The organism is Dysgonomonadaceae bacterium zrk40 (assembly GCA_016916535.1).
Taxonomy (GTDB): domain Bacteria; phylum Bacteroidota; class Bacteroidia; order Bacteroidales; family Dysgonomonadaceae; genus Proteiniphilum.
This window is the reverse complement of the sequence record CP070277.1, coordinates 94,510-119,314: the sequence shown is the minus strand read 5'-3', so window position 1 is coordinate 119,314 and position 24,805 is coordinate 94,510. Positions and strand designations below refer to the sequence as shown.

Annotated in this window: 26 protein-coding genes and 3 pseudogenes; 6 read left to right on the top strand and 23 right to left on the bottom strand. The window is 61.1% G+C overall.

Going from position 1 to position 24,805, the window contains the following annotated elements; translation table 11 throughout:
* Positions 1-72: 72 nt before the first annotated feature.
* Both JS578_13370 and JS578_13365 read left to right on the top strand, forming a co-directional pair.
* Positions 73-327, top strand: a complete 255-nt coding sequence (locus JS578_13370) for a helix-turn-helix domain-containing protein (protein ID QRX65056.1) — start codon at positions 73-75, stop codon at positions 325-327.
* Complete coding sequence (locus JS578_13365) at positions 324-2,054, top strand: cation:proton antiporter (GenBank protein ID QRX65055.1); 1,731 nt, start codon at positions 324-326, stop codon at positions 2,052-2,054. The genes JS578_13370 and JS578_13365 overlap by 4 nt, the downstream gene beginning before the upstream one ends.
* A 96-nt stretch (positions 2,055-2,150) precedes the next feature.
* Here JS578_13365 and JS578_13360 read toward each other — a convergent pair whose 3' ends face one another.
* The 7 genes from JS578_13360 to JS578_13330 form a co-directional block, all read right to left on the bottom strand.
* Positions 2,151-2,921, bottom strand: coding sequence for an IS5 family transposase (locus JS578_13360; protein ID QRX65054.1), 771 nt, complete (start codon positions 2,919-2,921; stop codon positions 2,151-2,153).
* A 118-nt stretch (positions 2,922-3,039) separates the two neighbouring features.
* Positions 3,040-3,666 (bottom strand): hypothetical protein, encoded by a 627-nt coding sequence (locus JS578_13355; GenBank protein QRX65053.1) that lies wholly within the window; start codon positions 3,664-3,666, stop codon positions 3,040-3,042.
* A 73-nt stretch (positions 3,667-3,739) separates the two neighbouring features.
* On the bottom strand, positions 3,740-4,285 hold the full coding sequence (locus JS578_13350) for a hypothetical protein (protein QRX65052.1): 546 nt from the start codon (positions 4,283-4,285) through the stop codon (positions 3,740-3,742).
* 21 nt (positions 4,286-4,306) lie between these two features.
* The gene (locus tag JS578_13345) at positions 4,307-5,128 is read right to left on the bottom strand and encodes a hypothetical protein (protein QRX65051.1); all 822 of its coding nucleotides are present in this window, start codon (positions 5,126-5,128) and stop codon (positions 4,307-4,309) included.
* A gap of 35 nt (positions 5,129-5,163) precedes the next feature.
* Positions 5,164-6,927: a VWA domain-containing protein gene (locus JS578_13340; GenBank protein QRX65050.1), complete on the bottom strand. Its 1,764-nt coding sequence runs from the start codon at positions 6,925-6,927 to the stop codon at positions 5,164-5,166.
* A 26-nt stretch (positions 6,928-6,953) separates the two neighbouring features.
* Positions 6,954-7,928 (bottom strand): hypothetical protein, encoded by a 975-nt coding sequence (locus JS578_13335; GenBank protein ID QRX65049.1) that lies wholly within the window; start codon positions 7,926-7,928, stop codon positions 6,954-6,956.
* 109 nt (positions 7,929-8,037) lie between these two features.
* Complete coding sequence (locus tag JS578_13330) at positions 8,038-8,988, bottom strand: helix-turn-helix domain-containing protein (protein QRX65178.1); 951 nt, start codon at positions 8,986-8,988, stop codon at positions 8,038-8,040.
* 147 nt (positions 8,989-9,135) lie between these two features.
* Between JS578_13330 and JS578_13325 the strand changes: the two genes are divergently transcribed.
* Positions 9,136-9,837: an IS6 family transposase gene (locus JS578_13325; GenBank protein ID QRX65177.1), complete on the top strand. Its 702-nt coding sequence runs from the start codon at positions 9,136-9,138 to the stop codon at positions 9,835-9,837.
* Positions 9,838-9,896: 59 nt separating this feature from the next.
* Positions 9,897-10,244: pseudogene (locus tag JS578_13320) on the top strand (transposase).
* Positions 10,245-10,450: 206 nt separating this feature from the next.
* On the opposite strand, the gene JS578_13315 reads toward JS578_13320, so the two are convergent.
* The 11 genes and pseudogenes from JS578_13315 to JS578_13265 form a co-directional block, all read right to left on the bottom strand.
* A complete protein-coding gene (locus JS578_13315) occupies positions 10,451-11,101 on the bottom strand; it encodes an ATP-binding cassette domain-containing protein (protein ID QRX65048.1) in 651 nt (216 codons plus the stop codon).
* 8 nt (positions 11,102-11,109) lie between these two features.
* A complete protein-coding gene (locus tag JS578_13310) occupies positions 11,110-11,877 on the bottom strand; it encodes an ATP-binding cassette domain-containing protein (protein ID QRX65047.1) in 768 nt (255 codons plus the stop codon).
* Positions 11,870-12,715, bottom strand: a complete 846-nt coding sequence (locus JS578_13305) for an alpha-D-ribose 1-methylphosphonate 5-phosphate C-P-lyase PhnJ (protein ID QRX65046.1) — start codon at positions 12,713-12,715, stop codon at positions 11,870-11,872. The genes JS578_13310 and JS578_13305 overlap by 8 nt, the downstream gene beginning before the upstream one ends.
* On the bottom strand, positions 12,708-13,721 hold the full coding sequence (locus JS578_13300) for a carbon-phosphorus lyase complex subunit PhnI (GenBank protein QRX65045.1): 1,014 nt from the start codon (positions 13,719-13,721) through the stop codon (positions 12,708-12,710). Before JS578_13300 ends, JS578_13305 begins: the two co-directional genes overlap by 8 nt.
* On the bottom strand, positions 13,705-14,280 hold the full coding sequence (gene phnH / locus JS578_13295; GenBank protein QRX65044.1) for a phosphonate C-P lyase system protein PhnH: 576 nt from the start codon (positions 14,278-14,280) through the stop codon (positions 13,705-13,707). The genes JS578_13300 and phnH overlap by 17 nt, the downstream gene beginning before the upstream one ends.
* On the bottom strand, positions 14,277-14,696 hold the full coding sequence (phnG, locus tag JS578_13290; GenBank protein QRX65043.1) for a phosphonate C-P lyase system protein PhnG: 420 nt from the start codon (positions 14,694-14,696) through the stop codon (positions 14,277-14,279). The genes phnH and phnG overlap by 4 nt, the downstream gene beginning before the upstream one ends.
* Before the next feature lie 34 nt (positions 14,697-14,730).
* A complete protein-coding gene (locus JS578_13285) occupies positions 14,731-15,246 on the bottom strand; it encodes a hypothetical protein (protein ID QRX65042.1) in 516 nt (171 codons plus the stop codon).
* Between the two features lie 20 nt (positions 15,247-15,266).
* Complete coding sequence (locus tag JS578_13280) at positions 15,267-16,019, bottom strand: ABC transporter ATP-binding protein (GenBank protein QRX65041.1); 753 nt, start codon at positions 16,017-16,019, stop codon at positions 15,267-15,269.
* A complete protein-coding gene (locus tag JS578_13275; protein QRX65040.1) occupies positions 16,016-17,068 on the bottom strand; it encodes an iron ABC transporter permease in 1,053 nt (350 codons plus the stop codon). Before JS578_13275 ends, JS578_13280 begins: the two co-directional genes overlap by 4 nt.
* Positions 17,065-18,162, bottom strand: a complete 1,098-nt coding sequence (locus tag JS578_13270) for an ABC transporter substrate-binding protein (GenBank protein ID QRX65039.1) — start codon at positions 18,160-18,162, stop codon at positions 17,065-17,067. Before JS578_13270 ends, JS578_13275 begins: the two co-directional genes overlap by 4 nt.
* A gap of 193 nt (positions 18,163-18,355) precedes the next feature.
* Positions 18,356-18,961, bottom strand: a pseudogene (locus JS578_13265) (hypothetical protein).
* 829 nt (positions 18,962-19,790) lie between these two features.
* Between JS578_13265 and JS578_13260 the strand changes: the two are divergent.
* Complete coding sequence (locus JS578_13260; GenBank protein QRX65038.1) at positions 19,791-20,768, top strand: LysR family transcriptional regulator; 978 nt, start codon at positions 19,791-19,793, stop codon at positions 20,766-20,768.
* A gap of 39 nt (positions 20,769-20,807) precedes the next feature.
* Here the strand turns inward: JS578_13260 and JS578_13255 are convergent.
* The 4 genes and pseudogenes from JS578_13255 to JS578_13240 form a co-directional block, all read right to left on the bottom strand.
* Positions 20,808-21,113: pseudogene (locus JS578_13255) on the bottom strand (IS21 family transposase).
* Between the two features lie 8 nt (positions 21,114-21,121).
* Positions 21,122-21,373, bottom strand: coding sequence for a hypothetical protein (locus tag JS578_13250; GenBank protein ID QRX65037.1), 252 nt, complete (start codon positions 21,371-21,373; stop codon positions 21,122-21,124).
* A 281-nt stretch (positions 21,374-21,654) separates the two neighbouring features.
* Positions 21,655-22,023, bottom strand: coding sequence for a hypothetical protein (locus JS578_13245; protein ID QRX65187.1), 369 nt, complete (start codon positions 22,021-22,023; stop codon positions 21,655-21,657).
* Between the two features lie 318 nt (positions 22,024-22,341).
* Entirely contained in the window at positions 22,342-22,785 is a 444-nt protein-coding gene (locus JS578_13240; protein QRX65036.1) for an Rrf2 family transcriptional regulator, read from the bottom strand.
* Between the two features lie 129 nt (positions 22,786-22,914).
* On the opposite strand from JS578_13240, the gene JS578_13235 reads away from it, so the two are divergent.
* Complete coding sequence (locus tag JS578_13235; protein ID QRX65035.1) at positions 22,915-23,604, top strand: hypothetical protein; 690 nt, start codon at positions 22,915-22,917, stop codon at positions 23,602-23,604.
* A gap of 5 nt (positions 23,605-23,609) precedes the next feature.
* Here JS578_13235 and JS578_13230 read toward each other — a convergent pair whose 3' ends face one another.
* Positions 23,610-24,803, bottom strand: a complete 1,194-nt coding sequence (locus JS578_13230; GenBank protein QRX65034.1) for an NnrS family protein — start codon at positions 24,801-24,803, stop codon at positions 23,610-23,612.
* Positions 24,804-24,805: the final 2 nt, after the last annotated feature.

Below are 24,805 nucleotides of genomic sequence, written 5' to 3'. Positions count from 1 at the left end.
GCTCTGTCTGAATCAAATCATCTGTTCTATACTACGCTATATTAAGCCAAACCCGGTGAAAAGGCGTTCAACATGCCACGCGAGCAATATCAGACCGTCAAGGAGATTGCAGATCTTCTGAAGGTCAACGAGGCCACGGTCAGACGCTGGATCAAGGACGGCGAGCTTCGGGCGATCGATATCGGTAAGGGATGGCGAATCGGCGGGGATGACCTTGATGCCTTTATCGAAGGTCACGCGACGCGGCCCGCTGCCAGGCCAAATGGGGACGCGAATACTGCCCCGGACTTGACCGAAGCAAAGAACACGAAGGAACAGAAGAATTGATGGAAGTTATTGTTCAGTCGCCGTTTGCGGAGATTGCTGCACTGCTCGTGCTGGCGGCGGTGATCGGGTTCTTGGGGATTATTTTGCGCCAGCCGCTTATCGTCAGCTTCATCGCCGTTGGCCTGATCGCGGGGCCCTCGGCGCTGGACCTGGTGCGGTCCGACGAGCAGATCAGCCTTCTTTCGGAACTCGGGATCGCGGTGCTGCTGTTCCTCGTCGGCATCAAGCTCGACGTGAAGCTTATTCGCTCCCTGGGGGCGGTCTCGCTTCTGACCGGCCTCGGCCAGGTCGCGTTCACGTCGATCTTCGGCTACCTGATCGGGCTCGCGCTTGGACTTGGTCATATCACCAGCCTTTATATCGCCGTGGCACTCACCTTCTCCTCGACCATCATCATCGTGAAGCTCTTGTCGGACAAGCGCGAGATCGACAGCCTGCACGGCCAGATCGCGCTTGGTTTTCTCATCGTGCAGGACCTCGTTGTCGTGCTGGCAATGATCGTGCTCTCGACCATCGGCATCGGTGCGGCAGGTGACGGCGGGCATGGCGGCGGGTCTGTCTCACTAGTGCTGGCCTCAGGCGTCGCGATGGTGGCGCTGGTGGTGCTCTTCGTGCGCTACGTCGCCAATCCGCTGACCGAGCGGCTGGCCCGGGCACCCGAACTTCTGGTGATCTTCGCCATCGCCATGGCCGCGATGTTCGCAGCGGTGGGCGACATCGTGGGTCTCGGCAAGGAGGTGGGCGGCCTGCTGGCCGGCGTCGCGCTTGCCTCGACGCCCTACCGGGAGACCATCGCAGCGCGCCTCGCGCCGCTGCGGGACTTCCTGCTGCTGTTCTTCTTCATCGCGCTCGGCTCTGCGCTCGATCTTTCGCTTCTTGGTGCGCATGTCAGCGGGGCCATTGTCTTTTCGCTCTTCGTGCTTATCGGCAACCCGCTCATCGTGCTCACGATCATGGGGGCGATGGGCTACCGCAAGCGTACGGGCTTCCTCGCAGGTCTGACCGTGGCGCAGATCAGCGAGTTTTCCCTGATCTTCGTCGCTATGGGCGTGTCGCTCGGCCATGTGCAGGAAGACGCGCTCGGGCTCGTCACCATGGTCGGTCTCGTGACCATTGCGGCCTCGACCTACATGATCACCTATTCGCACCAGCTCTACGCCGTCTTTGAGCCGCTGCTCGGCTTCTTCGAGCGCCAGGGCACACCGCGCGAGCCGTCGGAAGCCGGGGCGCACCGCGAGGACGGCTTCAAGGTGATCGTCTTCGGACTGGGGCGTTTCGGCACTGCCATTGGGATGCGCCTGAAGAAGCGGGGTATTCGGGTGCTTGGGGTGGATTTCAACCCGCTCGCGGTCCGGCGCTGGCGGGAACTTGGGCTCGAGACCGAGTTCGGCGATGCCACTGACCCGGAGTTCGTGGCCGAGCTTCCTCTGTCGCGGGCGGAATGGATCGTCTCAACCGTGCCGATTCACCCGACCGGCCTCAGCCACGAGGACACGCGCACGACGCTGATCCAGCTCACGCGCACTTCTGGTTTCCGCGGGCGCGTGGCCGTCGCGTCTCATCACCCCAAGGACACCGAGGAACTCTTCGCCTCCGGCGCGGACATGGTGCTGGAGCCGTTCCAGGACGCGGCCGACCGCGCCGTCGATTTGCTATGTGGCGCGCCTGAGGAAGAGCGGACCGAGATCCCGTCCATCGAAACGGAAGAGGCTCAAGGGGCATCATGATCGTGGCTGTGGTGGAATAAGAACCTTCTGCCAAAAAACGTCGTGAGTTTTACTGTGCTTTGATGGCATCAGCAGAATGAAGCCGCTAACGAATTCCTAGGCAGTGTGGACGGATTTTATGAGGTTGAACGCTGTAGCGATTGACACGATGGCTGAGAAGTTGCGTTTGGTTTTCTCACAGCGCAGAGCCACCCGTTTGAAGCGCTTGAGCTTTCCCACAGCCTGCTCGATGCGGGCGCGACCTCGGTAGATGGCCTTGGCAAAGCGGGCAGGTTTGCCTTTCTCGTTGGCTTTATGCGGGATCACCGGAATGGCACCGCGAGAACGGGCTGCGTTTCGGTTAGCCTTGCTGGCATACCCCTTATCCGCGACAACCGCGCGGGGTGTTACGTCGGGACCGAGGTCCAACAGGATCCGGAAATGCGGAGCATCGCCTTTTTCTCCGCCGGTCAGATCGAATGCGATTGGCAGGCCGTCGAAATCCGTCTTCAGATGGATCTTGGTCGTGAAACCGCCGCGTGACCGGCCGAGCGCCTGACCTTTCTGCCCCCCTTTGCGCCAGCAGCCGAAAACATGAGCGCGGAGGATTGTGGAATCAAACATCTGAACCAGACTGGCCGTGGAGGACAGAGAGGCCAGATGTTCGAAGAAGAGATCGAAGGTGCCGCCCTTGCTCAGTCGGTCGAACCGTTTCCAGACGCTATTCCATTTGCCGAAGCGCTCCGGCAGGGCGCGCCAAGTGATATTGTGAACCGCGAAATAATGCAGGGCCTCCAGAAAAAGTCGGTCATCCCGGCCTTTGTCGCCCCTGCGGGGCAGTGACGCCCGGAAAACCTCAAGCGCGACATCCCAGTCGTCTTCTGTCATCTTCGTGCTCATGCCGACCTCCAATCAGTCGACATCCCATGAATCAGACAAAGCTCAGCAGGGAAATCTCATTTCTTCAAACTGCGGCAATCCGTCCACACCGCCTAGATGTGGAGCCTCAAGAGGTTGTCTCGATCCATCCTTCATCTTGGCGTTCATAATCAACTGTGCCGTTCCGTACGGGCGCGACGATCGACATGAACGGACCCGACAGCCTCAGGGTAAAGCCGTCATCGCTCCAGCGCGTCTGGAGGCTGGCCGGATTGTCCAGTTCGGGGCCGTAGACGGGAAACACGAGAAAATCGTCGCGGCCCGTATCGGCCAGACGATTGTCAAAGTGAGTCGATGCATACGCCCCGGCTGGCGCGTTCTGAAGCTCAAGACCGTGGACTGCCCGAACTACCCTGCCCTCCGGGCCGCAGGGGATAGAGCCGATGTGAATCTCGGAGTAGTCCACCCCGTCGCGATGACGATGGTCATGCAGCACAATACCGAAATCGTTGCGGCCCTCATAACCACGCCGCACGAACACCGCCTGGCCTGCCATTTGCCCGTCGGCCTGCGACACCGAACTTCCGCTGATCGTGCCCTGCCACGTCCCCACAAGCTGGCCGCGGGTCAGCACGTCATAGGCGTCCTCATAGGGCGCGTTTGGATCGACGGTCCGCGCTCTGGCCTGCGGGACGAATGCGAGGGCCGGCAGGACGAGCGCACAAATGAGCGCGCACCGCATCAACCACGGCATCGCCGTCCGATAGCCTACCATGCTTTCCCCCTCTTCCAGAGCGCCGATACCGGGGCGCCCGAAAATTCCCGCCTCAATCGGCCTTGCGCAATGCGGTATCGAAAGTGCCCTCAATGGGCAGGCAGTCGCTTGTGTCGGCGTCCGCAAACATCCCATCCCTGCGGCAGACGACAGCCGAAAAACTGCCCTGAGCGGCGGCAGCCCCGTCTTCCAGAGAAATCGCATCAAAGACGATCTCGGGGGCCGTTCCGCTATCCTCACTGAGATAGAAGGGCTCGCTCATCCCGTCCGGCCACCAGGAAACGGACACATCCATGATGGAGGCCGACGCGTCACTGCCCATCAGCGAGACCTCGACAGACAGAACGTTGCGCATGATGCTTTCAGCTTGAGGATCGTGCGCCTGGATGGAGAGAGACGTTACCGGGCCAAAGGATCGGAATTCGGCCGTCGTTGTTCCCTCGGATGGAACGTCGAGCGTTTCGCCTGCATAGGGTGTGCCATCGATGGTGGCATTGACCGCGCCGACCGGCGTTCTTGCGATTTGAGCCAGCGCAGGTTGCGCCAGGCACAGGGTGAGTCCGAATGCAGCCAGGATCGGCGCTTGATCCAGTTTCATTGAAGAAGTCCTTTTATGCACTTACGGGTACGACCAGCCGTCGTGTTCGATGCGGAAAATGCGCAGCGGCGCGTCGGGCCGGGTGGTGTCTCCGCGCAGGCGGAAGACGGCCGTGTGCGTCTGGCCGAAATTCTCGACCTCGACATTGATCGTGATCATGCCCCGAAACATGGGCTGACCAGGGTCAGGCACCGGCTCGGAAACCCTGCCCTGGAAATCCTGCGCGCCAATGAGCAGGTCCGCGCCGGGCGGGCGGGATCGCAGCGCCTCCCTGAATTCGGTGGAGAAAAATACATCGGGCGCCGCCGGATCGCGATGGCTCACCCCCCGAGCAGGGTCATCATAGGCATAAAGCGCCGCAACGAGCCCACGCGCGTGTTCGATCAGTTCGTCGCTTGACCACGCGTGAGGACCGGTCGTGGGGGCGGGAAGGATCTTTTCGACATCCACCACCTCCTCAGGTTCATCATACGCTCCGCCATTCCCGAAAAGGACGTCATCATCGAAATCGGCGATCAGGTAGCGTTGCGCCACCCAGCCTGCCTTGCTCAAATCGGCTGAACGCATCAGGCACCAACTCGGCGGAAGGGAGTCGATCTCCGCGTTGGTCATCACCGAAAAATGCGCCATTGTGTAAAACGGAACGCAGGTGATCTGCTGCAGGCCCCGCTCGTCATGCGCGAAGGTTTCGATAACGGGATAGTTGGTGCCGGGTCCCATGCGAGCATTGAGCACATCGTTGGCCCCAACGTCTATGACCCGCCACGCGTCGGGACCGTGGCCGTCGATCTGGGCGTGAGCAACTGAAGCAAAGAAGCAAAGCGCCATGGCAACGGTCGCCATAGCAAGTCCGCGAGATTGTCTACCCCCAGGCATGGTTATTCCACCTCCACGATGGCGCGGCCGAGAACGGCCTGCCCGCTGATATCGAGATACCGGACCTCATAGCGGCCCGGTTCGTCCGGCATGGACAATTCGAGTGTGGTTTCCTCGCCGATACGATGGGCTTCGATCCAACTGAAATCGGCCTGATCGGCCCGGGCGAGCGAAACACGCTGGTCGGCGCTGTCGGCACCACCGGACCAGGAAACGGTGATGGTCTCGCTGGGGCGGGCCTGGACAGGAACGACCAGACCCACACCGTCATCGAGCGGAGCGTCAGCCCCGACGACTTCCAGCATGCGGCTGGAAACCGTGCGGTCGCCTTCTTGCAGAACATATCTGATCTCGTAAAGGCCGGGCTCGGCAGGTGCGTTCATGTCACCCTCTAGGTCAGTCCTGACGCGGATATAGTCCTGATAAGTGCCCTCATCGGCTCCGGCCGAGACGATGGTGATATAGTCCTGGGGGTGAATAGCCATAGACCAGCTGATGCGCAGCGGTGATTGTGCACGCGCCATGTCCGGAGCGTCCAGGGCAACCTCCGCCGCGACGACCTCCACAGGCCTTGAAGCCAGGGTCCTCGATCCCTCGTCCAGCACATAACGGACCTCGTAGAGACCGGGTTCGGCCGGGGCGGTCAGACTGTTTTCCGTGTCGTCACGCACGCGCTGGTAATTGGTATAGCTCCCGTCATCGGCGCCAGCAGGAACGATGGTGACGTAGTCCTGCCGATGGACCGAGGATGACCAGGAAACAGTGAATCTGGCTCCCGTCGTGACCTCATCGGGTGCAGATATGGTGACTTCGGCCTCGACCACCTCCACCGGGGCGGAGCCCAGCACACGTGTGCCCTCGTCCAGGAGATAGCGCACCTCGTAAAGGCCCGGATCTGCTGGAGCGATGAGGCTCGCTTCTGTTTCGTCCCGTACGCGCTGGTAGTCACCATAGGTGGTGTCATCCGCCCCAACGGGAACGATGGTGACATAATCCTGCGGATCGATCGCAGACGACCACGAAACGGTGAAGCTGGCACCGGTGAGCACTGTAGCGGGCACTTCAAGCTCGATCTCGGCATCGGCCTGCTGTTCCGGTTCGGGTTCAGGCTCCGTCACGGGCTCGGGCGGGGAGAGCGGCTGAAGGTCCACCACATTTTGCACATGAGCCAGCGCATCACGCAGCTCATCGGCATCTTGTGCGGGCACAAACACCCCGCCCGTGTTTTCCGCAATACAGGCAAGGCCGGCATGTTCTTCTTCGGTCAGATCAAAGCCGACCACATGGGCGGTGAAGTTGACGCCTTGCTGCGCCAGTTCCGCCGACAGCGCACAAGGATCGGCCTGGCAGGTTTCCAGTCCATCCGAAATCAGGATCACGGTAGCCTGCGTGTCGCGATACGAAAGAAGTTCGGCGGCCTGACGAACCGATTCGGTGAGCGGCGTGCGCCCGCGCGGTGTCACCTCGTTGACTGCCGAAATGAAGGCCGGCTGGTCCGGCGGGGACGGTACAATCAGGGTCTCGATGTCGGAGCAGTCTGCTTCGCGCCGGTGCCCATAGGCCATGAGCCCCACATTGGCCCCTTCGGGCCAGGTCGCGATGAGGTCACTCATGACATCGCGCGCGATCTCGACCTTGGAGACGCCGTCGATCTGCCCCCACATCGAACCTGAGCCATCATAAACGACCATCACATCCTCGGCGACCGCGATGGACGGCGTGCAGGCCGCGGCGAGCGTCAGCAACAAGACGGCAAAGGGTCTCATGATCAACTTCCTCGTATTGTTTCCCATCAGGCAAGTTCGGCGCTGGCATCTGGCCGTGCCCGCTCGCCGAAGGCACGCGCCTTGAGCTCGCGGAACTTGCCCGACATCTGCTCGAGCCGCGCATCCCATTCGGGATCGGGCCGCTGGCCTTCGATGGACTTGAAATAGACCTGCATCAGGCAGGTGATGGCGAAGGGTTCCAAAACTGCGGCCTTGACGGCCCAGGCGAACAAAAGCGCGAACACGAACCCGCCAGCCGACCATGCGCCCGGCATCAGGTAGACGATCAGCGCCGCGGGCGCGAGCATCACCAGAAAAACGACAAAGCTCAGGAGATAAACGATGATGGCCAGCCAGGCGGCGTTCTTGAGCATCACCTTGTAGTTCTGCCCATAGAGCACCAGCGCGTCCTTGGCCGAACCGCACGGATTGGTCGAGCCGGTTCTGATGGCGTAGGCCAGGATCACCTCGTCGATGAACCCGACCGCTACCCTCAGGAAGGCATGCAGGATGCCGGTCAATTGCCGGGCGCCGGGTATCGGCAATATGGTCAGAATACCCCGGACCAGCCCCGTGATCGCCCGCAACACGCCTTTGATGAGCTGGTCGACGGCGAATAGCACGCTGGCCTGCGCGAACCGCTCCGTCACGACGACTCTGCCATGCCCGACCTGCGAGCGCCCCGCGGGCATTGGCTTGCCGTCCATCAACTCGACCAGCACGGCAATATGCCCCGCCTTGACGATGTAGAGGATGTATTCGCGCGCCCAGTACATGACGGCTCCGACAATACCGAAGCCGATCAGGCCGCCCCAGAAGGTCGAACCGGCCTGAAAACCGGCATCGCCCAAAGCACCAACGCCAAATCCGATTCCCGCGCCAGCGCCGGTCACAAGAATATAGGCCAGCGTGATCCCGAAATAGACCGCCATCCTGAGCACGACGAAAGGCAGGGTCTGCATCATCAGACCCATCGCCCTGCCAACACTAAAATCCCACATGCACCCTCCGGTTACGCCCGCTCTCATCTGGCAGGCTACCCAAGGTATACCGAGTCCAGGCTCGATTGAGAATAGAGCATTTGCCCTATTGACAGCGCAGCACGGGCAGTTACTTCCCGCCAGCAAGTGTCGCGAGCTGCGCTTTACTGGAAATACCGAGCTTTTCGTAGATGTGTACAATCTGATTGCGAACGGTGGAGGGCGATGTGCCCAGGGCACGCGCGACCTGCTTGGTGGTCATGCCGGATGCGAACAATCGAGCGACTTCGCGTTCACGCGGAGACAAGCTCGAAAGGATCGGATGGATCGACAGGTGAACGAAATAATTTCGGCCGAATGGAGACAAACGCATGTCCAGCATTTGTCCCCGCCACCGTCGGCCGCGCTTGAGCGCGCTCATAACGTGGGCGGGAAGCTGTGCGACACGCGCACCCCATTCGTTTGCGGTAAAATCATGGAAAGGCCCATGGACGCACAGCACCCAACCTTCCCCGTCGATCAGCCCGACAGCTTCATGGCCTATCGCGGCGCGGCCGGTCCACAGTTCTCGGTTCATGCGCAGCGCCTGGGACAAGTGCGGCATAAGCAACTGCTTGAACATGCGCTCGGTGTCGGAGAAAGTCATCGGCCTGTCATCCGCGCAAAGTCCCACGAAGCTGACATAGCCGTCGGTTTTTTCACCGACGATGGTGGCCATCATGTGCGAAGCGTCGAAGCGTCGCCAATGCTCGTTGTAGGCCAGACTTGTGCGATAGTCCGGAACGTCATCGAAGCGGGCCGTCGCGCCCAGACGATTGAGTGTCAGATCGCAGAAGGCGTCCTCCCGGGCGACAGATGCCCACTCGCCCAATATCGCCTCGCTTTGGTTGAGAACGGTCAGGTCCGTGACCAGCCGGCCATCCGCCCAGCCGCCACCCCACACCCCGAAATCGAAGGGAATGAAGCGCTGCAGGTTTTTCAATACGCGGAGGCGGAGTACGTCGGGCGTACATTCCGAGGCGTCATGGTAAAGTTCCAGCAGAAAATCGCTGACTCTCAGTGCGTTCTCCGTTTCCCCCATCGCGACAGGCGCCTCTCCCTGTAAATGCTCCGTGCCAGCAAGCATATACAGAAGACGAGCAAATCTAAATGCTCAAGGGGAACAATACCAGTGCGTTAGGCATCGTCAACTTAACGAAGCTTGGACCTGAATGTGGGATGCTCGGCCATGACTGACCGAGATCCTCTTTACCGCCGCCATCGTTTTCCACCCGAAATCATCGCCCATGCGGTGTGGCTCTATTTCCGCTTTCCCCTGAGCCTGCGGATGGTAGAGGATTTGTTGGCGGCGCGTGGCATCATTGTCTCGCATCAGACCGACAGACTGTGGGCGGAGAAGTTTGGCCGGACCTTCGCCAACGAGATCCGTCGCCGGTCATCCGGGCGGCTTGGTGATAAGTGGCACCTAGATGAGGCCGTTATCTCGATCCGGGGCAAGAAGCATTGGCTATGGCGCGCCGTGGATCAGGACGGTTTCGTCCTGGAGGTCCTGGTGCAAAGCCGCCGCGACACCAAGGCGGCCAAGCGCCTGATGCGCAAGCTTTTGAAAGGCCAGGGACGATCGCCGCGCGTGATGATCACCGACAAGCTTCGCTCCTATGCAGCCGCAAAGCAGAAAATCATGCACGGCGTCGAGCACCGCTCGCATAAGGGCCTGAACAATCGGGCGGAGAATTCCCACCAGCCAGTCCGACGGCGAGAGCGGATCATGAAGCGCTTCAAGTCAAAGCGACATCTCCAACGCTTCGTTTCCATTCACGATCCGATCGCCAACCTCTTCCACATCCCTCGCCACGACATTTCCACCAGCCACCATCGCGAACTGCGCGCCTCAGCCATGAGCATATGGGCGGAAATCGCTCGGATTTAGTCGACAAGTCGAGCAACCGGGCAAACCAGAGCCTATCGGGTGTTAAGTTTACGGTGCCCCTTGATGGCCCCATCAATGGCATCGCCTTCACAGCATGGGTCCAGCAATGCCTGGTGCCAACGCTGAAGGCTGGCGATATCGTCATCCTCGACAATCTGGGAAGTCACAAAGGAAAGCCGGCCCGCGATGCGATCCGTGATGTCGGCGCGCACCTCTTCTTCCTGCCGCCATACAGTCCAGACCTCAATCCCATCGAGATGATGTTCGCCAAGCTCAAGACGCTCGTCAGAAAGGCGGACGAAAGAACCGTGGAAACAACATGGAGACGAATAGGTGAACTCCTGAAGGCGTTCAGCCCGCAGGAGTGTTCCAACTACATCAGACATGCAGGATATGGCTCAAAGTAAACCTGACAGACTCTAGGTTTGCTACTTCCTCGACTGTTGCCGTGCGCTGGATGATGGATGTGGGACGATGCGCCATGACGAAGTCGCGGGCGACATCTTCTCCGACAGGCCCGGTGCCCACCTTGCGCTCAACGAATACGGCAGCTCATTCTCCACCGCCGTTTCCGCCTCAATGAGCCTCCGGAATTACACCACGTGCGCGGACGCTACCCTTTTGTTAGATCCAGTGAGATCGCTGTCCTTGCCGTTGGGATGCCGTCCTCGGTTTGGTGCACGCCGATGAGCGACGCGGTGCCCGCTCTCGCCAAGTCCGATAGAAAAGACCAAATGATGGGGTGCAGCGGTCGATCGAGCGAGGCGAAGGGCTCATCGAGTAGAAGTATTCGCGGTCGCCGCAAGGCGGCGAGCGCGATGTTGAGACGTTGCTTCTCTCCACCGGACCAGGTCACGGCAGGCAGGTCCCAGATATGTGGCGGCAGCGCCAACTGCTCAAAGAGCCCTTCTATTTCGGTGAGGCAAGTGCCGGGCGCGGCCATCTCTCGGGCAAGGTCGAGTCCGGACTTGCCCGGAATAGCTGTCAGAAACTGCGTGCAATAGCCAATGGTCGAACGCCTGATCGAGATCAGTTCCACCACGGAAAGGGTGAGAAGATCGCGCCGCCACCCGCCGGTATCCAGGATCGCCGTGCCCGCGCTCGCCACGCGAGTACCGTAGATAAGGTCCAGCAGCGTCGATTTTCCCGAGCCCGAGCCGCCGACGACCAGTCCCACCTCGCCCGCCGTCAGCGTGAAGGTCGCCGGGCCGATTGTCCGGTCGCCATAACGTTTCGCAAGGCCTTCGACACACAGGATCGTCATTCGAACACTCAAATCATCGACGCGACGAGATCGCGACTTGCTGGATGGCAGGGATCGGCAACCAATCGGTCCGGCGGCGCTTCCTCGACGATCCGCCCCTCGTGCAGAACGATGACGCGGTGCGCGAGGAGTCGGGCTATGCGCAAGTCGTGGGTCACGAGCAGCATCGCCACGTCCGTCCGGCGCTGGAGTTCGGACAAGAGCCTCAGGAGCCGCGCCTGGGCGGACGTGTCGAGGCCCGTCGTTGGTTCGTCCAGGAGCAGGATGTCCGGCTCGTGCACGAGCGCGCGAGCGATTTGCAGCCGCTGCTGCATGCCGCCGGAAAAGGCGCCTGGCAGGTCCCGCATCCGCGCTTCATCAAGGTCCAGTGCCCCAAACCAGTGCCGTGCAGCCTCCAAGGCCCGGCCGAAGTGGCGTTCGCCATTGTCGAAGAGCGTCTGGGCGATGTTGGCGGCAGCGCTCGCGGCCAGGTCGAGCGTATCGCGGGCATCCTGTGCGACGAAGCCGAACCGCCGGCGGCGGAGCGGGACGAGGGCCTGCTCCGGCAGATCGTAGAGAGACAGCGGCGTCCCGTCATCGACGGAGAGCAGGACCTGACCCTTCGTCGGAGGCAGGCATCCGGCCGCCGTGCGCAGCATTGTCGACTTTCCCGCGCCGGATTTTCCAACGAGACAAAGAACCTCGCCTGGATAGAGCGAAAGCGAAGCACCTCGCACGATGCGCCCGCCGAAGGAGATGTGGTCAAGCGTCAGGAGGGGCTGCGGTAGGTCAGGCACTGGCGGCTTCCTCCGCACGCTCGGCACAGCATTCCGTGTCGGAGCAGACCCATTCGCTCGTTCCGTCGTCCTTGAGGAGAAGGTGGTCGAGATGGCTCGTGGCGCACCCGCATATCACGCATTGCCGTCCGTCCGAGGGATGACTGGTGTTAAAGGGAACGTCCTCGAAGGCGATGCTTTCCACGCGCGTATAGGGTGGCAGCGCATAGAGTCGGCGTTCGCGTGCCGCGCCGAAGATCTGGATGGCCGGTGAATTGTCGAGGCGGACATTGTCGCGCTTGGGGATAGGAGAAGGTGACATCAGATAGCGACCTTCCACCATGACGGGATAGTCATAGCCGGGCTGGGCGACGCTTCCGCTTCCCGCCCTCTCCTCGAAGAGCCGCGTATAGACCCGACCGTAGTCAGATGCCGCGTGCATGCGGGCCGCCTCGCCGGCTGAATTGACGAAGGCGCGCAGCGGGTCCGGCCGCGGCACCTGGTAGACGACGACCTGTCCCTCTGCGAGCATCGCCTCGGGCACGCGCTGGCGGACCTGGATCAGCGTTGCCTCACGGGTCCGGGTCGTGGTGGCAACGAAGGCGGTGCGCGTGAAGAAGGCGCGGATATTGACGGCATTCACGGTCTCGTCGGAGCCGTGGTCGGTCACTTTCAGACGGTCGTCTGCACCGATGAGGCTTGCGGTCACGACCATGCCGCCAACACCCCAACCATAGGCGATCGGCATTTCCGGCGCGATGAAGGGCACCTGGTAACCGGGAACGGCTAGTGCCTTCAGAATGGTACGACGGACGGAGCGTTTGCTGTCTTCATCGAGATAGGCGAAGGTCTCAGTCATCGTCGGCAAGCCTCCGGATCGTTTCGAGATCGGCCTGGAAATCGGAGTAGTGCGGCAGCTTGAGATGCGAGACGTAGCCGCTCGCCTCGACCCCGTCGCCATGCGTCAGCACTAGGTCCGGGTCGAGCCCAGATTTCATCGCCTGATCGACTGTCGCCATCGCCACGGCCTTGCGCTCGTTGGCGCCGAAGGCAACGCCGAAGCCCGGGGACAGATGCGATTGCCGCCCGTCGAGTACCGGGGCCACCATGCGGCAGGCCGTCACCTCGATATCGCCAACAGAGACGGTGAGGCCGAGCTCCTCCAACTCGACGAAAACCTCGACTTCCCCTGCGGAAAGCTCCTCGACATAGGGATGGGACGCGCCGGCGGTGCGAAGGCGCGTATAGGCAATGCCCGTCAAGAAGCCTTCCTCGCCCCGCACCAGATGGCCGAGCGTTTCGGATGCACCGTAGGGAGGACGCAGCGGCACCCGCGTGATGTCGACCGGCGCCTCCTCCCGCTCCTGACTCTCCCCGGGAAGGCGATCGCGGCAGCGGGATGAGGGAGGCGCGCATGGAGTGCTCGCAACCTCCTCGGGAAGAGGAAAAAAAGCCGCCTCCTCCATGAGCGAGAAATCGAGCAGCCGGTGGGTATAGTCGTAGGTCGCCCCCAGAATCTGGCCGCCCGGCAGTTCCTTCACCGCGGCTGAGATATGCCGGTCGTGACGGATGGCCGAAAAGTCGATAGGCGCGCTATGGCCCATACGCCGCAAGGTCGCACGATGGGCGCGCAGCAGGAACGTCGCCTCTGCCACGTCGCCCTGTGCCTGTTTAAGCGCAAGGGCTGCGAGGTCCCGATCGTAAAGCGCACCTTCGGTCATAACCCTGTCCACTGCACCGCGCATCTGCTCACCTATCTGGGCAACCGTGAGTTCCGGCACGGAGGGATCACCCCGACGCCTGCGCGCCAGCGCATCAAGACTTGCAGCGATAGCGGCCTCGCCGCCCTTAACGGGAACGTACATCGGATATCTCCAGCCTCACGCTACGGGGAAGGCAGGCGCACCAATCTCCCGCCGTCAGGATGAGGTCGACGCCGAGCGGATAGGCAGCGTTGTTGCACGTCCATTGCGCGAGAAACGTCGCCGGCAGGCCAAGGGGGGCGAGGGTCCGACCCCCGGGTCCGATTCCCGGCCCCGAAAGGTTGAGCGCCGGACCGCCCGAAAGGCCCGTGACCTCCGCAATGACCGTGGCGGAAAGATGCGGGTCGGCCGGGCTTCCCTTCGGAAAGATATCGATCCGATCCAGCATCTCGCCACGACAGAGGGCAAAGGTGCAGGACTTTCTATCCACCATCGGCCACCGCGCCGCGATTGCGCGATCCCGAATATCCACGAAGCTTTCGTCGATCCAGAGCGGTGTCGTAGTGTCGGCCAATGTTGACAGAACGACCGCGTGCGCCGCCTTGCCTTCAGCAAGGACCACGACTTTGCCGGGGTAGGAGAAGGCTTCCAGAAGCCGACGGAATACGCGCTGGTCCTCGTGGATACGATCCGTGCCACGCCGGTCGATCTCGATTTTCACGGTGCACTTCCTTGTCTCGTCGCGGTGAAGAAATGCGCCGCCGTCTTCTGCGCCTCCTCGGCCTTGCGGCATCGCCGCGCCATGATGGCGTCTTCGGCCGGCTGCAGCAGCTCCAATGCGAGCAGGGCGTGCGACTGCGGATCCTGCAGCAGCGCGTCGAAGAAGGCGGCGAGTTCAGCCCGCTCCGGATCGCGGCCGAGCACCACGGCATAACCGCGCCGACCGTCGATCTCCACGATGCAGCGCGTCATGGTCGCCTCGCCGAGATGGAAGGGCGTTCCCGTCACGGGCGCTTTCGCACACAACTGAAGAAGGCCGACCTCCGGTCCGACAAACCGGCGCGCCGCATGGCGCTGCCGGCTGCCGTCGAAGGCCGATCTCAAGAGGTCGATAGGGGCGCGGGCAAGCACCCCCATCCATTCACGACGCCCGCCCTCGGTGGAACAGTGCTCAGGCACGGCTGACCTTGGCGTCATAGACATCCTCGGGAGAGAGTGGCACCAGACGATCACCCATTTCGCGCTTCAACGCGGCAAGCTGTATCTCGTCTTCGGCTGTCCTGTCCTCCTTGCGAGCCAGCGTGATAAACTCGGGGCGGACATGGCCGGGACGGATCGTCACCTCAACGACGGTACCCCGATAGGTGAAGCGGAAGTAGTATTTGCCCTTGGGGCTTTCCTCGATGCCATCCCAACCGAGCGACCGGTCAACCGTGTAGCGGTCGTCCGTCAGGGCGCGCGTGACGAATTCGATGGCGTCGCGGCCGCCGGGGCCGGGAAACGCCGTATCGATGCGCACCTCGCGGCGCTCGATCGGGCGGCCCTCGTCGAGCAGCGGAAAGGCGCGTTGCATCACTTTCAGGCCATGCGCCACGCCGCCCGGAAAGGTGGTGCCGTGATAGTTCAGTAGTTCGGCAAAGCTGACGGTGAAGGTTTCGCCGTTTTCGAGATAGGTGATCGTATCCAAGATTGGCTCCTGTCTTGCGGTTATGATGGAAGGGCCGCCTCCCCGAAGATCGGGGAAACGACATCTGGCCGGCCGGGGCCGGGAGTATGGCGGGCAAACGGCACGCCGTAGAGACGGGCGAGTTCTCCGTCCGTCATCATCGCGGAGGCTTGGCCATAGCGGACCTCGTCTCCGGCATGCATCATCAGCGCCCGGTCCGCAAGGAACAGGCCGTGCTGCGGATGGTGGGTCGTAAAGATGATCGTATGGCCGCGCGCCTGCCGCAGGCGCATGAGGACTCCGAGCAGAAGGTCCTGATTGGCGAGGTCGAGCGAGGCGGCTGGCTCGTCGAGCACCAGTACTTTCGTTTCCGTCGCCAGCGCCCGGGCAAGCAGCACAACCTGCCGCTCGCCGCCGGAAAGCTGGCCGAAGGGCCGCCCGGCGAAACACTCGGCGCCCACGGCCGCGAGCGCGGAGAGCGCCGCCGCCTCGTCCTGCTTGCCCGGCAGGCCGAAAAGCCCGAGCCGCCCGGCCCGTCCCATCGTCACGATATCGAGGCAGCGATGCTGCTCGCCGCCACTTTGCAACTGCGGCACGTAGCCGACGAGCGCCGGCATGGTGCGCTCACCCTCGGTCAATGTCAGCGAACCGAGCAAGGTGCGCAGCAGCGTCGTCTTGCCCCGTCCGTTACGGCCGAGGATCGCCAGCACCTCACCCTCCGCCAGCTTGAAGCTGACATGGCGGAAGATCCAGCGCTCACCCCTTCGAAGGCCGGCATCCTTGAGTGTGATCATCGGGCAGGGCCTCCCTGCGTCTGGCGCGTGCACAGGAGATAGATGAAGACGGGTGCGCCTATGACCGCCGTCAGGATACCGAGCGGCAGTTCCGCGCTCGTCACGGTGCGGGCGAGCGTATCGACCGTCACCATGAAGCTGGCGCCGAGCAGCGCCGCCGTACCGTGGAAGCGGCGATGGCTTTCGCCGACGAGCAGGCGCGCGGCATGGGGAATGACGAGGCCGACCCAGCCGATGACGCCGGAAACCACAACGCAACCGCCGATGATCACCGAGATGACCGCAAAGACAAGCCAGCGCGAGAAGCCGACATTGACGCCGAAGGACCGCGCCTCCTCTTCCCCCATCGAGAGCACCGCGATGCGGAAACGCAGGCGATAGAGAAGCGCGATGGCGACGAGGATGACCGGACCATGCTCACCGACTTTTTGCCAGCTTGACGAGGAAAAGCTGCCCATCAGCCAGAAGACGATGGCGGGAAGCGAGGTCTCCGGATCGGCGACATATTGCGTGAGCGAGATCATGGCGGAAAACAATGCGTCTATGACGATGCCGGCCAGGACGATGGAAAGGATCGAACGCCCTGCCATATGCGAAATCACCGCCACCAGGACCAGCGCCGTAAGCGCCGAGGCGAAGGTGGCCGCAAACAGCATCGCGGCACTGCCTCCGACGAGCAGGGTCAGCGTGCCGCCCAGTGCCGCGCCGGAGGAAAGACCCAGGACACGGGGCGAGACGAGCGGATTGCGAAAGAGCGCCTGCAGGGCCGCACCGCAGAGCGCAAGTCCCGCTCCGACGATCGCTGCGAGCAGGATCCGCGGCAGGCGCACATTGATGAGTATGCGCTCTTCCATCGTTTCCGGTGCGGCCATGCTGGAAAGCCAGCGGCCGAGAATCTGCCATACGTCGGCAAGCGGTATGTGGAACCGCCCGGTGGCGGCGGAGACGAAAGCCGCCACCGCAAGGACAAGCACGAGCGACAGCCAGTGAAGGGCGCCGCCAGCCGCCTGCCCGTTCGAAAGCCGGGCCTCGGTCAGGGCGGACGTCATTTGCGGGCAAACTGCTCGTAGTTGGCGGCACCCTTGTTGAGTTCGAGCTTCAGCACGGCATCGATCTCTTCATCGGTGGGCGTATAGTTATAGAGCTGCTCGAAGCCGCTCTTCACCTCGGTGCGCAGGTCGAAATGGAAGAGGTCCGGATGGGCGAGATTGGCGAGCCACATCCAGGTGAAGGGGCTTTCATGGCTGGCGCTGTCCCAGACATAACCGCCGTTCGGCGTCTTGTAGACGCGACCAGCCTTTGCCGCGGCTGTCTGCGACAGGATTGCATCCTCCAGGATCGTTTCGCGGCCGGCGTCGGCTTCGTGCGCCGTCAGCATGATAAGGTCGGGGTTCCAGGCCGCGATCTGCTCTGCATTGACCTCGGCCCGGACGCCAAGACCTGCGGCGACATTTTCGCCGCCCACCAATGTGATGTAGAAGTTCTGGTAGCTCTTCTCACCGGTCGCCGTGAACTTGCTCTTGGAGGATCGCAGGTGCAGGATTCTCGGTCTGGTGGCGTCCTGATGCGCGGCAAGCGTCGCCTTGATCTCGTCGATCACCGCGTCACGCCATTTGAACAACGCCTCCGCCTTGTCTTGCTTGCCAAGGATATTGGCGACGAGGCGGATATTCTCCCGCGCCAGTTCCTCCGTGCCACCATTGCCGCCACCGACCATCAGCGCGACGGGAATACCGGCATTGCGCAGGGGGGCCACCAGTTCGTCGCCACGTCCGCCCCACTGGATGACGAGGTCCGGCTTCAGCGCAGCGATCGCCTCGACATTCGGCATCCACCCGTTGCCGCCCTCCGCGACAATGCCACTCTCGATGGACGCGGCATCCGGGAACATCTTTTTGAGAAGACCTGTTTCGAAGGCCTTGCGCGAAACAGGATTCATGCCGACCAGGTGCTCCGAGGAGCCGTCCACCGCAATGACAGTCGCGGCACCGGGCTGCGGCAGCGTTACGATCCGCTTCGCTGGGCCGGGCAGCGTAATCTCCGCGCCCGTAACATCCTTGAAGGTGACGGGATCAGCAAGGAGCGGCGCCGGCGAAAGGGCGAGAAGGAAAAAGGCGGCAGACAGGCGCAGTTTCAAAGTCATCGGTTGTCCCATTATTCATGATAATAATACTCATGTTTTTTTGTACAAAGGGGAAGGCGTCGTATCAAGTCGAACAAATCGGACAATGTGGAAAGGAATTTCGAACAGCGGCGCCATCGGGAAAGCTGCTGCCAGACAACTATCGATCGCATTAATGCCGACGACAGGTGACCGCCATTGACGGGAAATCGTGTCAAGCATTCGCACAGGCCCTCAGATTGGGTGCAAAGCGGTCGAGGAAGCGGGTCGTTGCAGGCATGAAGCGTGAACCGTGATGGAACATCGGGTCGAGCGAGGAGATGACCATCGTGCCGGCCGTCGAAATCGTGTCCATGTAGAGGATGGCGCGCCCCTCGCCGTCGCGAGCCAGAACCGGTGCGCCTTCCGGTGGCGTGAACCAGCCGTGCAGATGCCAGGTCACGTCCTGCTTGCCGATGTGGCGCATCAATGGGTGTGTCTTAGCCTGATCGGTCAGTTCGACCCCGAGATCAGCCCCAGGGGTGAGCCACCACCACCAATTTGTCGGCGTTCTGGTGAAATGGACCGCAGGAAGCCATAATTCCGACTGGCTTTCTCACAACGCGATCACCGTGCCGCCGGCATCAAGCTGGCGCGCGATGACAGCCCTCTGCTTGATCATGCGCTGGGCCGGGGTTCGGCATGGCACCCAGAGGATATCCTGGGGGCGCAGTACGTTAACGAGGTCCTCGGGTGCGCAGATGACATCGAAAATACCGGTATAGGCCGACCCTTCCAGACTATGGATATGATAGTAGGTTCCGGAACTCGACGCGACGATGCGTGGGCCCACCCTGCCTGTATCGCGCGCGCCGCCATAGCTCTCGGCCCTGGTCAGCGGCAAGTCTTCGAGCGGCAGTGTCAGCGCGAAGCAATTCGAGGAGAGGCAGGAACCGCCGTTTGCCCAGTTGATAATGCGCCGCGTCAGGTCCGGGGCGAGATTCCATTCAAGCCCGATCGTGCCGAGGTCATTGCCGGCATGGGAGAAGAACCGGCCACCCCGCGGCCTTGCCCACACCCAATCGACCGGGACTTGCGTGGGACCCAGCCCATTGACGGCCACCGCGCCCTCCGGTGGCGGATTGCAGCCGCGTCCGTAGAAACCCGCGACGCCCCTGTTGGTCTCGATCTTCTTCAGGTCGATACCGTCATAGAGCGAATGAGGATTGATCGACGACAGATCTAAATTTTGTCGTTTTGGTGCGACGATCGAACGATACTGACCGATGCCATCAACCAGCGGACGCGCCATATGGCCGTTGATGAACCAGCGCCCACCGTGATCGAGAAAAGACGCGAGCGCATCCTTGAGCGCCAGCATGGCATTCTGGTCGAGCTAATTACCGGTGATCAGCCCCTTGTGCGACATGAGAATCTCGGCCGTGAGATCGGCTTGCTCTGTGATGGCGACTTCTCCACGGAGCGCGGCAGCCCGAACCGTCTCGGATGGCTCTTCGAAAGTGGATTTCAAGAAAATCGTGGTCATGCTGCCCCCTACCGATCAGTTCTGTCTGCAAGGCAAAGTCATGAGCCAGCATGGTTCTGAATATCATGACTAGTACTATCATGTTTTTTCGGATAGGAGATGAGGTGGCGTTTGGACAAGTCGAATGAATAGAACAGATCGAACGATCATATCGAACAAGCTATCGGCGGTCTCGATACGGGATTTTCTCCTTGTTACGACCGTCTGGAAGCGCTCCAGCTTTAGGGTCGTTGCGCGGGAGTTAGGGATAAGCCCGTCGGGCCTCTCCCATCAGGTTCGCAAGGTCGAGGAAGCTCTTGGCACGACCTTATTCGAACGGTCCAGCCAGCAGGTGAAGGCGACCCTGGAAGGTGAGGTTCTCTTGTCTCACATTCAGGATGTCCTCGGGGTGGTTGGTAAACTTGACCTACTCGCCGTGAAGACGAGCCGGCCCTTCGGAGGGCACCTTAAACTTGGCGCGATCTCAACGATCGGTGCCTATGTTTTGCCTCACGTCGTAAATCTGTTCGAGGCAAACTTTCCTGATGTCAGAATTGATCTCCTGGAAGGCAAGACCGAAGGGGTCACCCAACGTCTGCGCGGAAGTGAAATTGACATGATGTTATCTTGCTGTTTCGCTGACAATGCGGATCTGGAAACAAAACCTCTGTTCACCGAGCGCTTTGATTTGATCGCCAACGTAGCTCATCCGCTTGCGGCAAAGACATCAATAAACGTTCAGGATCTTGATGCATCTGAGTTTATGACGATGGCAGACGGCGAGGGTTATAGCGAAGATACGCTACCTGCAGCGATACGCACGACACAGCACGACTACAATGCTTGTCGCACCGAAATCAGAGGGTTGAGTCTCGAAACAATCGGTGCGCTCGTTTCAATGAAAGGGGGGGCTAGTATGGTTCCTTCGTTAGCCTCTCCCCGGCTAAGTACCTTTCCTAATGTAAAAATTGTGAGCATCTCCGGCCGCGCGCCACAACGAACCATATACGCTTCTTGGCGCAGATCGTCGCCTCATCAGGAGGCATTTCATCAGTTGTGCCATATTTTGAGCGAGATGCAGGCGGTATGCGATCTTCCGATCGCAGGCGCGAGTTCCTTATAGTTGGTTAGAAAAGTTGCAAGGTCGTATTTGGTCTCCATTGTGGCCATAGGCGACGGGCACGGAATAGTCGTTCGTCTTGTAGCGAACGAGAGACTGGGCCGTCACCCTGGCGCTGGCTTGGTCGCAGGCGTCAAATGGCGACGCTGGCAAGGACTGCATGGCAGCCAGATCGCGCTGCAGTCGTTCACCGATCGTCTCGCTCTCACCGCGCAGCCTGTCACATTGGCGCTTCCGGCACTGTTCTTCCAGAAAGGCATTGAAAGCATCCCAGGTCGCAAACTGCGGGATGGGGACCATGAAGTTACGCCGGGCATAGCCGACAAGGCCCTCGACATTCCCCTTATCTGGCATGATCACGCTGACGCCTCGATATCTTTGCCGCACTTCGGTGGCAGGCGCACCACATCAGTAGCAATGCGTTCGTCTTCAACAATACGAGCGCGTTCGAGTTCGCTGAGAAGAAAATCGGCAAGGCCAGCATTCTGCTCGGCAAAGCGTTCGGCAAGAAGCAGAAGGCGCTTGTGGTCGGTTTTCGTCAGAACAATTGCAGGTTTGCGCAGTTTCTTTTGGTTTGAAGGCGCAGTCTGTCTCCTTGCTGAGATCATCAGCAAAATGAAGGCCGCGAGTGCGGGCGTTATCTCTGCTATCTAGGGATTTGTGTCGCTTGACAGGCGCTGTTTCGAGCGCCCGGTGGCAAAATGCCCGTGCCCCGCGACCGGGGCGCGACGCGACCAGGCCGGGGGCTATTTGCCTACGTTAAGGCGAACCCGTTGGGAGCGGAGATGGAAACTCGTATAGTTCATAGTGATAAGGTGTGTCCTCGCAATCGATCAAAGTCAAGTGGGCTGGCGTGGGAGCCGGTGCGGCGAAGTGTCTGATGTTAGCATTACAGTTGCGATTTTGATTTGATATGGGCTCGTCGCCAGAGCGACCATGAGATGATGTGTGCGGGTCGGATTTGCTGACGCGCGAGGCGGTTGGCGATGCGACGCACCGTTTTTGGGGGTGGCGCGGCGTTGGCATGATGGCGGATGGTGGCCATCATGGCGAAGGCGAGCATGACGAGCGAGACGTGGCGATGCCAGCCATGCCAGGAACGGGTTTCACAAGGTCGAACGTTGCATGGACTCGAAGCGGCTTTTCTTGCCCATCCGTAACCTTCGTAGATCATTCGCCCCTGCGTTCGCTCATCGGCGTCCCACTCGGTCTTGCTTCGGCGCTGGTGATTTTCTTGACCGTCTATTGGGGTCTTCATGCCGCCTTTTTCCGCGCGGACCGCTGGCTCTGGCGGATATGAACGGAGGCGATGGCGAGCTGGGGGCAGGCGCTCCGGAGCTGGCACTCTGACGGTGATCGAAGCCTACGAACAGTCGATGATGGGGATGCATGAAGAGATGATGGACGGCTTGCGCTATGACGATCCGGGCGTGGCTTTCGCGCCCGGCATGATACCGCATCACCAGGCGCGATCGACATGTGCATCTGGCGGCGTCAGCGCCGTATCGAAAGCGAGCCATTCCCGCCATACGCTGGCCATAGAGGAGGCGAGACGGATCTGTCTTGTCGTCTCGCCTTATGGCGGAGAGGATCGTGCCGGTGACCCCGGCCCGAAGACCTGGGGCGACAGCACGATGTCGGCGAGCGTGTAGTGATCAAAAACGGTGAGGAAGGATATAAGCGCTTCGTTCAGGATCGCCGGCAGCTTGCAGGTTTTCGTGACCACGCACTGGTTGCCGGTCGCAAAGCACTCGACAAGCGCGAAATCGGCTTCCGTTGCACGAATGACCGCACCGAGATTGATCCGCTCGGGCGGCAGCGCCAGCCGGAAACCGCCGGAGCGCCCGCGCACGCTGACCAGATATCCGTGTCTGGTCAGAACATTCACGACCTTCATCAGATGCGTCTTCGAGATCGCATAGGCGGTCGACGTCTCTTCGATGGTGATCAGCCGGTCGCCGGCGGATGCCGCGTACATCAATACGCGCAGCGCATAATCGGAAAAGGTTGTCAGACGCATGAACGCACTCCGTGGATGCTGTGGCGGCGGAACGCAGAGGACGTTCCGCATCCGGGCATTTCCTCTGTTGCCGGTATTATCATATACCGAAGATGAATCTTATATTTCGTCCGAAGGCGGGACCAAGACATGACGAATTTTCTGCTCGCGATTTTCGCTTTCCTGCTGGCCCATGTCATTCCGCCGGCGCCCCCCGTGCGGACAAGGCTGATCGCCCTGCTAGGGCGTCCTGTCTATCTCTTCGCCTATTCTTTTCTGTCGATCCTGCTTCTGGTCTGGATCATCGTCGCGGCCCGGCAGGCACCGTTGATTTATCTCTGGTATCCAGCGCCCTGGCAGGCTCTTGTGCCCGTAATCGCGATGCCGTTCGCCTTCTGGTTCATCACAGCCGGGCTTGCGGCGCAAAACCGGCTTTCGATCACCTTCCGGCGCAGTGGCGAGGCGGGCGCGCATGGCCCGATCACCGCCATAACCCGCCACCCCGTGCTGATCGGTTTTCTGATCTGGTCGCTCGCCCATATTCCGCCGAACGGGGATGTCGTGTCGCTGATCCTGTTTGGCGGCATGGGGTTGCTCGCGCTTGCCGGAATACCTGTGCTCGACCGTCGTGCGCGCCGCCGGTTGGGCGATGGCGAGTGGGCGACGGTGCGCGCGCAAACCTCCGTTGTGCCATTTCTGGCGCTCATTGAAGGGCGCACGCATCTGCGGATGGATCGAGACTTCTGGCTCTGGACCAGCCTTGGGCTGGCCTTCTATGTCTGGTTCCTGTTGCAGGGACACCGTCTGCTGATCGGCGTCGATCCGATGGCCTGGCTGTAACCGTTTCAGCCGCGAGGCCTGAGCAGCATTGGTCCGTAGACCACGCAGAAGCCGGCAAAGGCGAGAACCCACGCCAGACCGGCGAAGGGCATCAGCGTGAATGTCCAGTTGGGATTGAAAGCGGCCGCAAGACGCAGGACCAGTGCGATCATGATCGCCAGATAGATTGCCGCCGTTGCCGGCGGCGCCGTCAGCGGATGGCCGGTGTGGCCGCGGCTGGCGCGGGTCATGATTGCAAGCGTCATGCCGCCGATGGCGCCGACGGTCCAGCAGTGGATCGCCGCACTTTCAGCGCCCCCATCGCCCGTAAAGGCAGCATAGCCGGCGAAGACGAAGCCGAGACTGACCGGCAGGAACGCCAGATGCAGAATGAAGACCAGCGGCTCAGCCAGGGTTTTCAGTGGTCGCCAGCGCCATTGCCGGAACAGGTTGAAGGCACCGATGGCCATCAGCAGCAAACCCAGCACCGGCTCTTCTATGTCGAATGCAGGGAACACGACCCATGCGCAGAGACCGGCAGCGCTCATCACCATCACGAACCGGTCGAATTGGCCGAAAGCAGGCGGAAGAACCGGAGAACCCTGCTTCTTGAGCCAGTTTCGGGTGAAGCTTGGAACCACCCGGCCGCCGATGATCTGGATCAGCATGATGATGAGGGCGATCGCGGCGCGTTCGGCATAGACCGACGTGCCGTAGCGGCTGTTTTCGTAGTAAAACAGGATCTGCGTGGTGGTAAAAAGGGTGAGAACCAAGACCACCTTCAGGTTCCGCCAGTTACGCCCGGCCAGAATTTCCCGCGTCAGAAACCCGATCAGCGCCAGCGGGAAAGCGAGGGCAGCGAGATAGACAAGGGCGGGCGTCAGCGAAGCCGAAAAGGCGACGAGGACCCGCGCGCCAAGCCAGAGGCCAAACAGGCCCGCAAGCGGCCAGCCGACCACCGGCAGACGGCCCGTCCAGTTGGGAACGGCGGTCAGAAGAAAGCCGGCGATGATCGCTGGAACATAGCCGTAAAGCAGTTCGTGCACATGCCATGAGACGGGCGTGAACATGCTCGGCACTTGAATAAAGCCCAGATACCACGGCACCCAGAGTGCGATCAGCAGGGCGGCGTCAAGCGCGCCGAAAAGGAAGAAGGGCCGGAAACCATAGCTGAAAATCGCCGGTCCCTGCCATGCGCGCAGTCTTGCCATTGTCGTCATTG

What these genes read in the sequence shown, in the direction of transcription:
- JS578_13370 (QRX65056.1), top strand. Translation starts at nt 73, where the DNA reads ATGCCACGCGAGCAATATCAGACCGTCAAGGAGATTGCAGATCTTCTG.
- JS578_13240 (QRX65036.1), bottom strand. Translation starts at nt 22,785, where the DNA reads ATGCGTCTGACAACCTTTTCCGATTATGCGCTGCGCGTATTGATGTAC.
- JS578_13315 (QRX65048.1), bottom strand. Translation starts at nt 11,101, where the DNA reads ATGACGATCCTGTGTGTCGAAGGCCTTGCGAAACGTTATGGCGACCGG.
- JS578_13270 (QRX65039.1), bottom strand. Translation starts at nt 18,162, where the DNA reads ATGACTTTGAAACTGCGCCTGTCTGCCGCCTTTTTCCTTCTCGCCCTT.
- JS578_13260 (QRX65038.1), top strand. Translation starts at nt 19,791, where the DNA reads ATGAATAGAACAGATCGAACGATCATATCGAACAAGCTATCGGCGGTC.
- JS578_13280 (QRX65041.1), bottom strand. Translation starts at nt 16,019, where the DNA reads ATGATCACACTCAAGGATGCCGGCCTTCGAAGGGGTGAGCGCTGGATC.
- JS578_13275 (QRX65040.1), bottom strand. Translation starts at nt 17,068, where the DNA reads ATGACGTCCGCCCTGACCGAGGCCCGGCTTTCGAACGGGCAGGCGGCT.
- JS578_13230 (QRX65034.1), bottom strand. Translation starts at nt 24,803, where the DNA reads ATGACGACAATGGCAAGACTGCGCGCATGGCAGGGACCGGCGATTTTC.
- JS578_13245 (QRX65187.1), bottom strand. Translation starts at nt 22,023, where the DNA reads ATGAAGACCCCAATAGACGGTCAAGAAAATCACCAGCGCCGAAGCAAG.
- JS578_13355 (QRX65053.1), bottom strand. Translation starts at nt 3,666, where the DNA reads ATGCCGTGGTTGATGCGGTGCGCGCTCATTTGTGCGCTCGTCCTGCCG.
- JS578_13340 (QRX65050.1), bottom strand. Translation starts at nt 6,927, where the DNA reads ATGAGACCCTTTGCCGTCTTGTTGCTGACGCTCGCCGCGGCCTGCACG.
- JS578_13305 (QRX65046.1), bottom strand. Translation starts at nt 12,715, where the DNA reads ATGACTGAGACCTTCGCCTATCTCGATGAAGACAGCAAACGCTCCGTC.
- JS578_13330 (QRX65178.1), bottom strand. Translation starts at nt 8,988, where the DNA reads ATGGGGGAAACGGAGAACGCACTGAGAGTCAGCGATTTTCTGCTGGAA.
- JS578_13235 (QRX65035.1), top strand. Translation starts at nt 22,915, where the DNA reads ATGACGAATTTTCTGCTCGCGATTTTCGCTTTCCTGCTGGCCCATGTC.
- JS578_13300 (QRX65045.1), bottom strand. Translation starts at nt 13,721, where the DNA reads ATGTACGTTCCCGTTAAGGGCGGCGAGGCCGCTATCGCTGCAAGTCTT.
- phnG (QRX65043.1), bottom strand. Translation starts at nt 14,696, where the DNA reads ATGGGGGTGCTTGCCCGCGCCCCTATCGACCTCTTGAGATCGGCCTTC.
- JS578_13335 (QRX65049.1), bottom strand. Translation starts at nt 7,928, where the DNA reads ATGTGGGATTTTAGTGTTGGCAGGGCGATGGGTCTGATGATGCAGACC.
- JS578_13325 (QRX65177.1), top strand. Translation starts at nt 9,136, where the DNA reads ATGACTGACCGAGATCCTCTTTACCGCCGCCATCGTTTTCCACCCGAA.
- JS578_13345 (QRX65051.1), bottom strand. Translation starts at nt 5,128, where the DNA reads ATGGCGACCGTTGCCATGGCGCTTTGCTTCTTTGCTTCAGTTGCTCAC.
- JS578_13360 (QRX65054.1), bottom strand. Translation starts at nt 2,921, where the DNA reads ATGACAGAAGACGACTGGGATGTCGCGCTTGAGGTTTTCCGGGCGTCA.
- JS578_13350 (QRX65052.1), bottom strand. Translation starts at nt 4,285, where the DNA reads ATGAAACTGGATCAAGCGCCGATCCTGGCTGCATTCGGACTCACCCTG.
- JS578_13250 (QRX65037.1), bottom strand. Translation starts at nt 21,373, where the DNA reads ATGATCTCAGCAAGGAGACAGACTGCGCCTTCAAACCAAAAGAAACTG.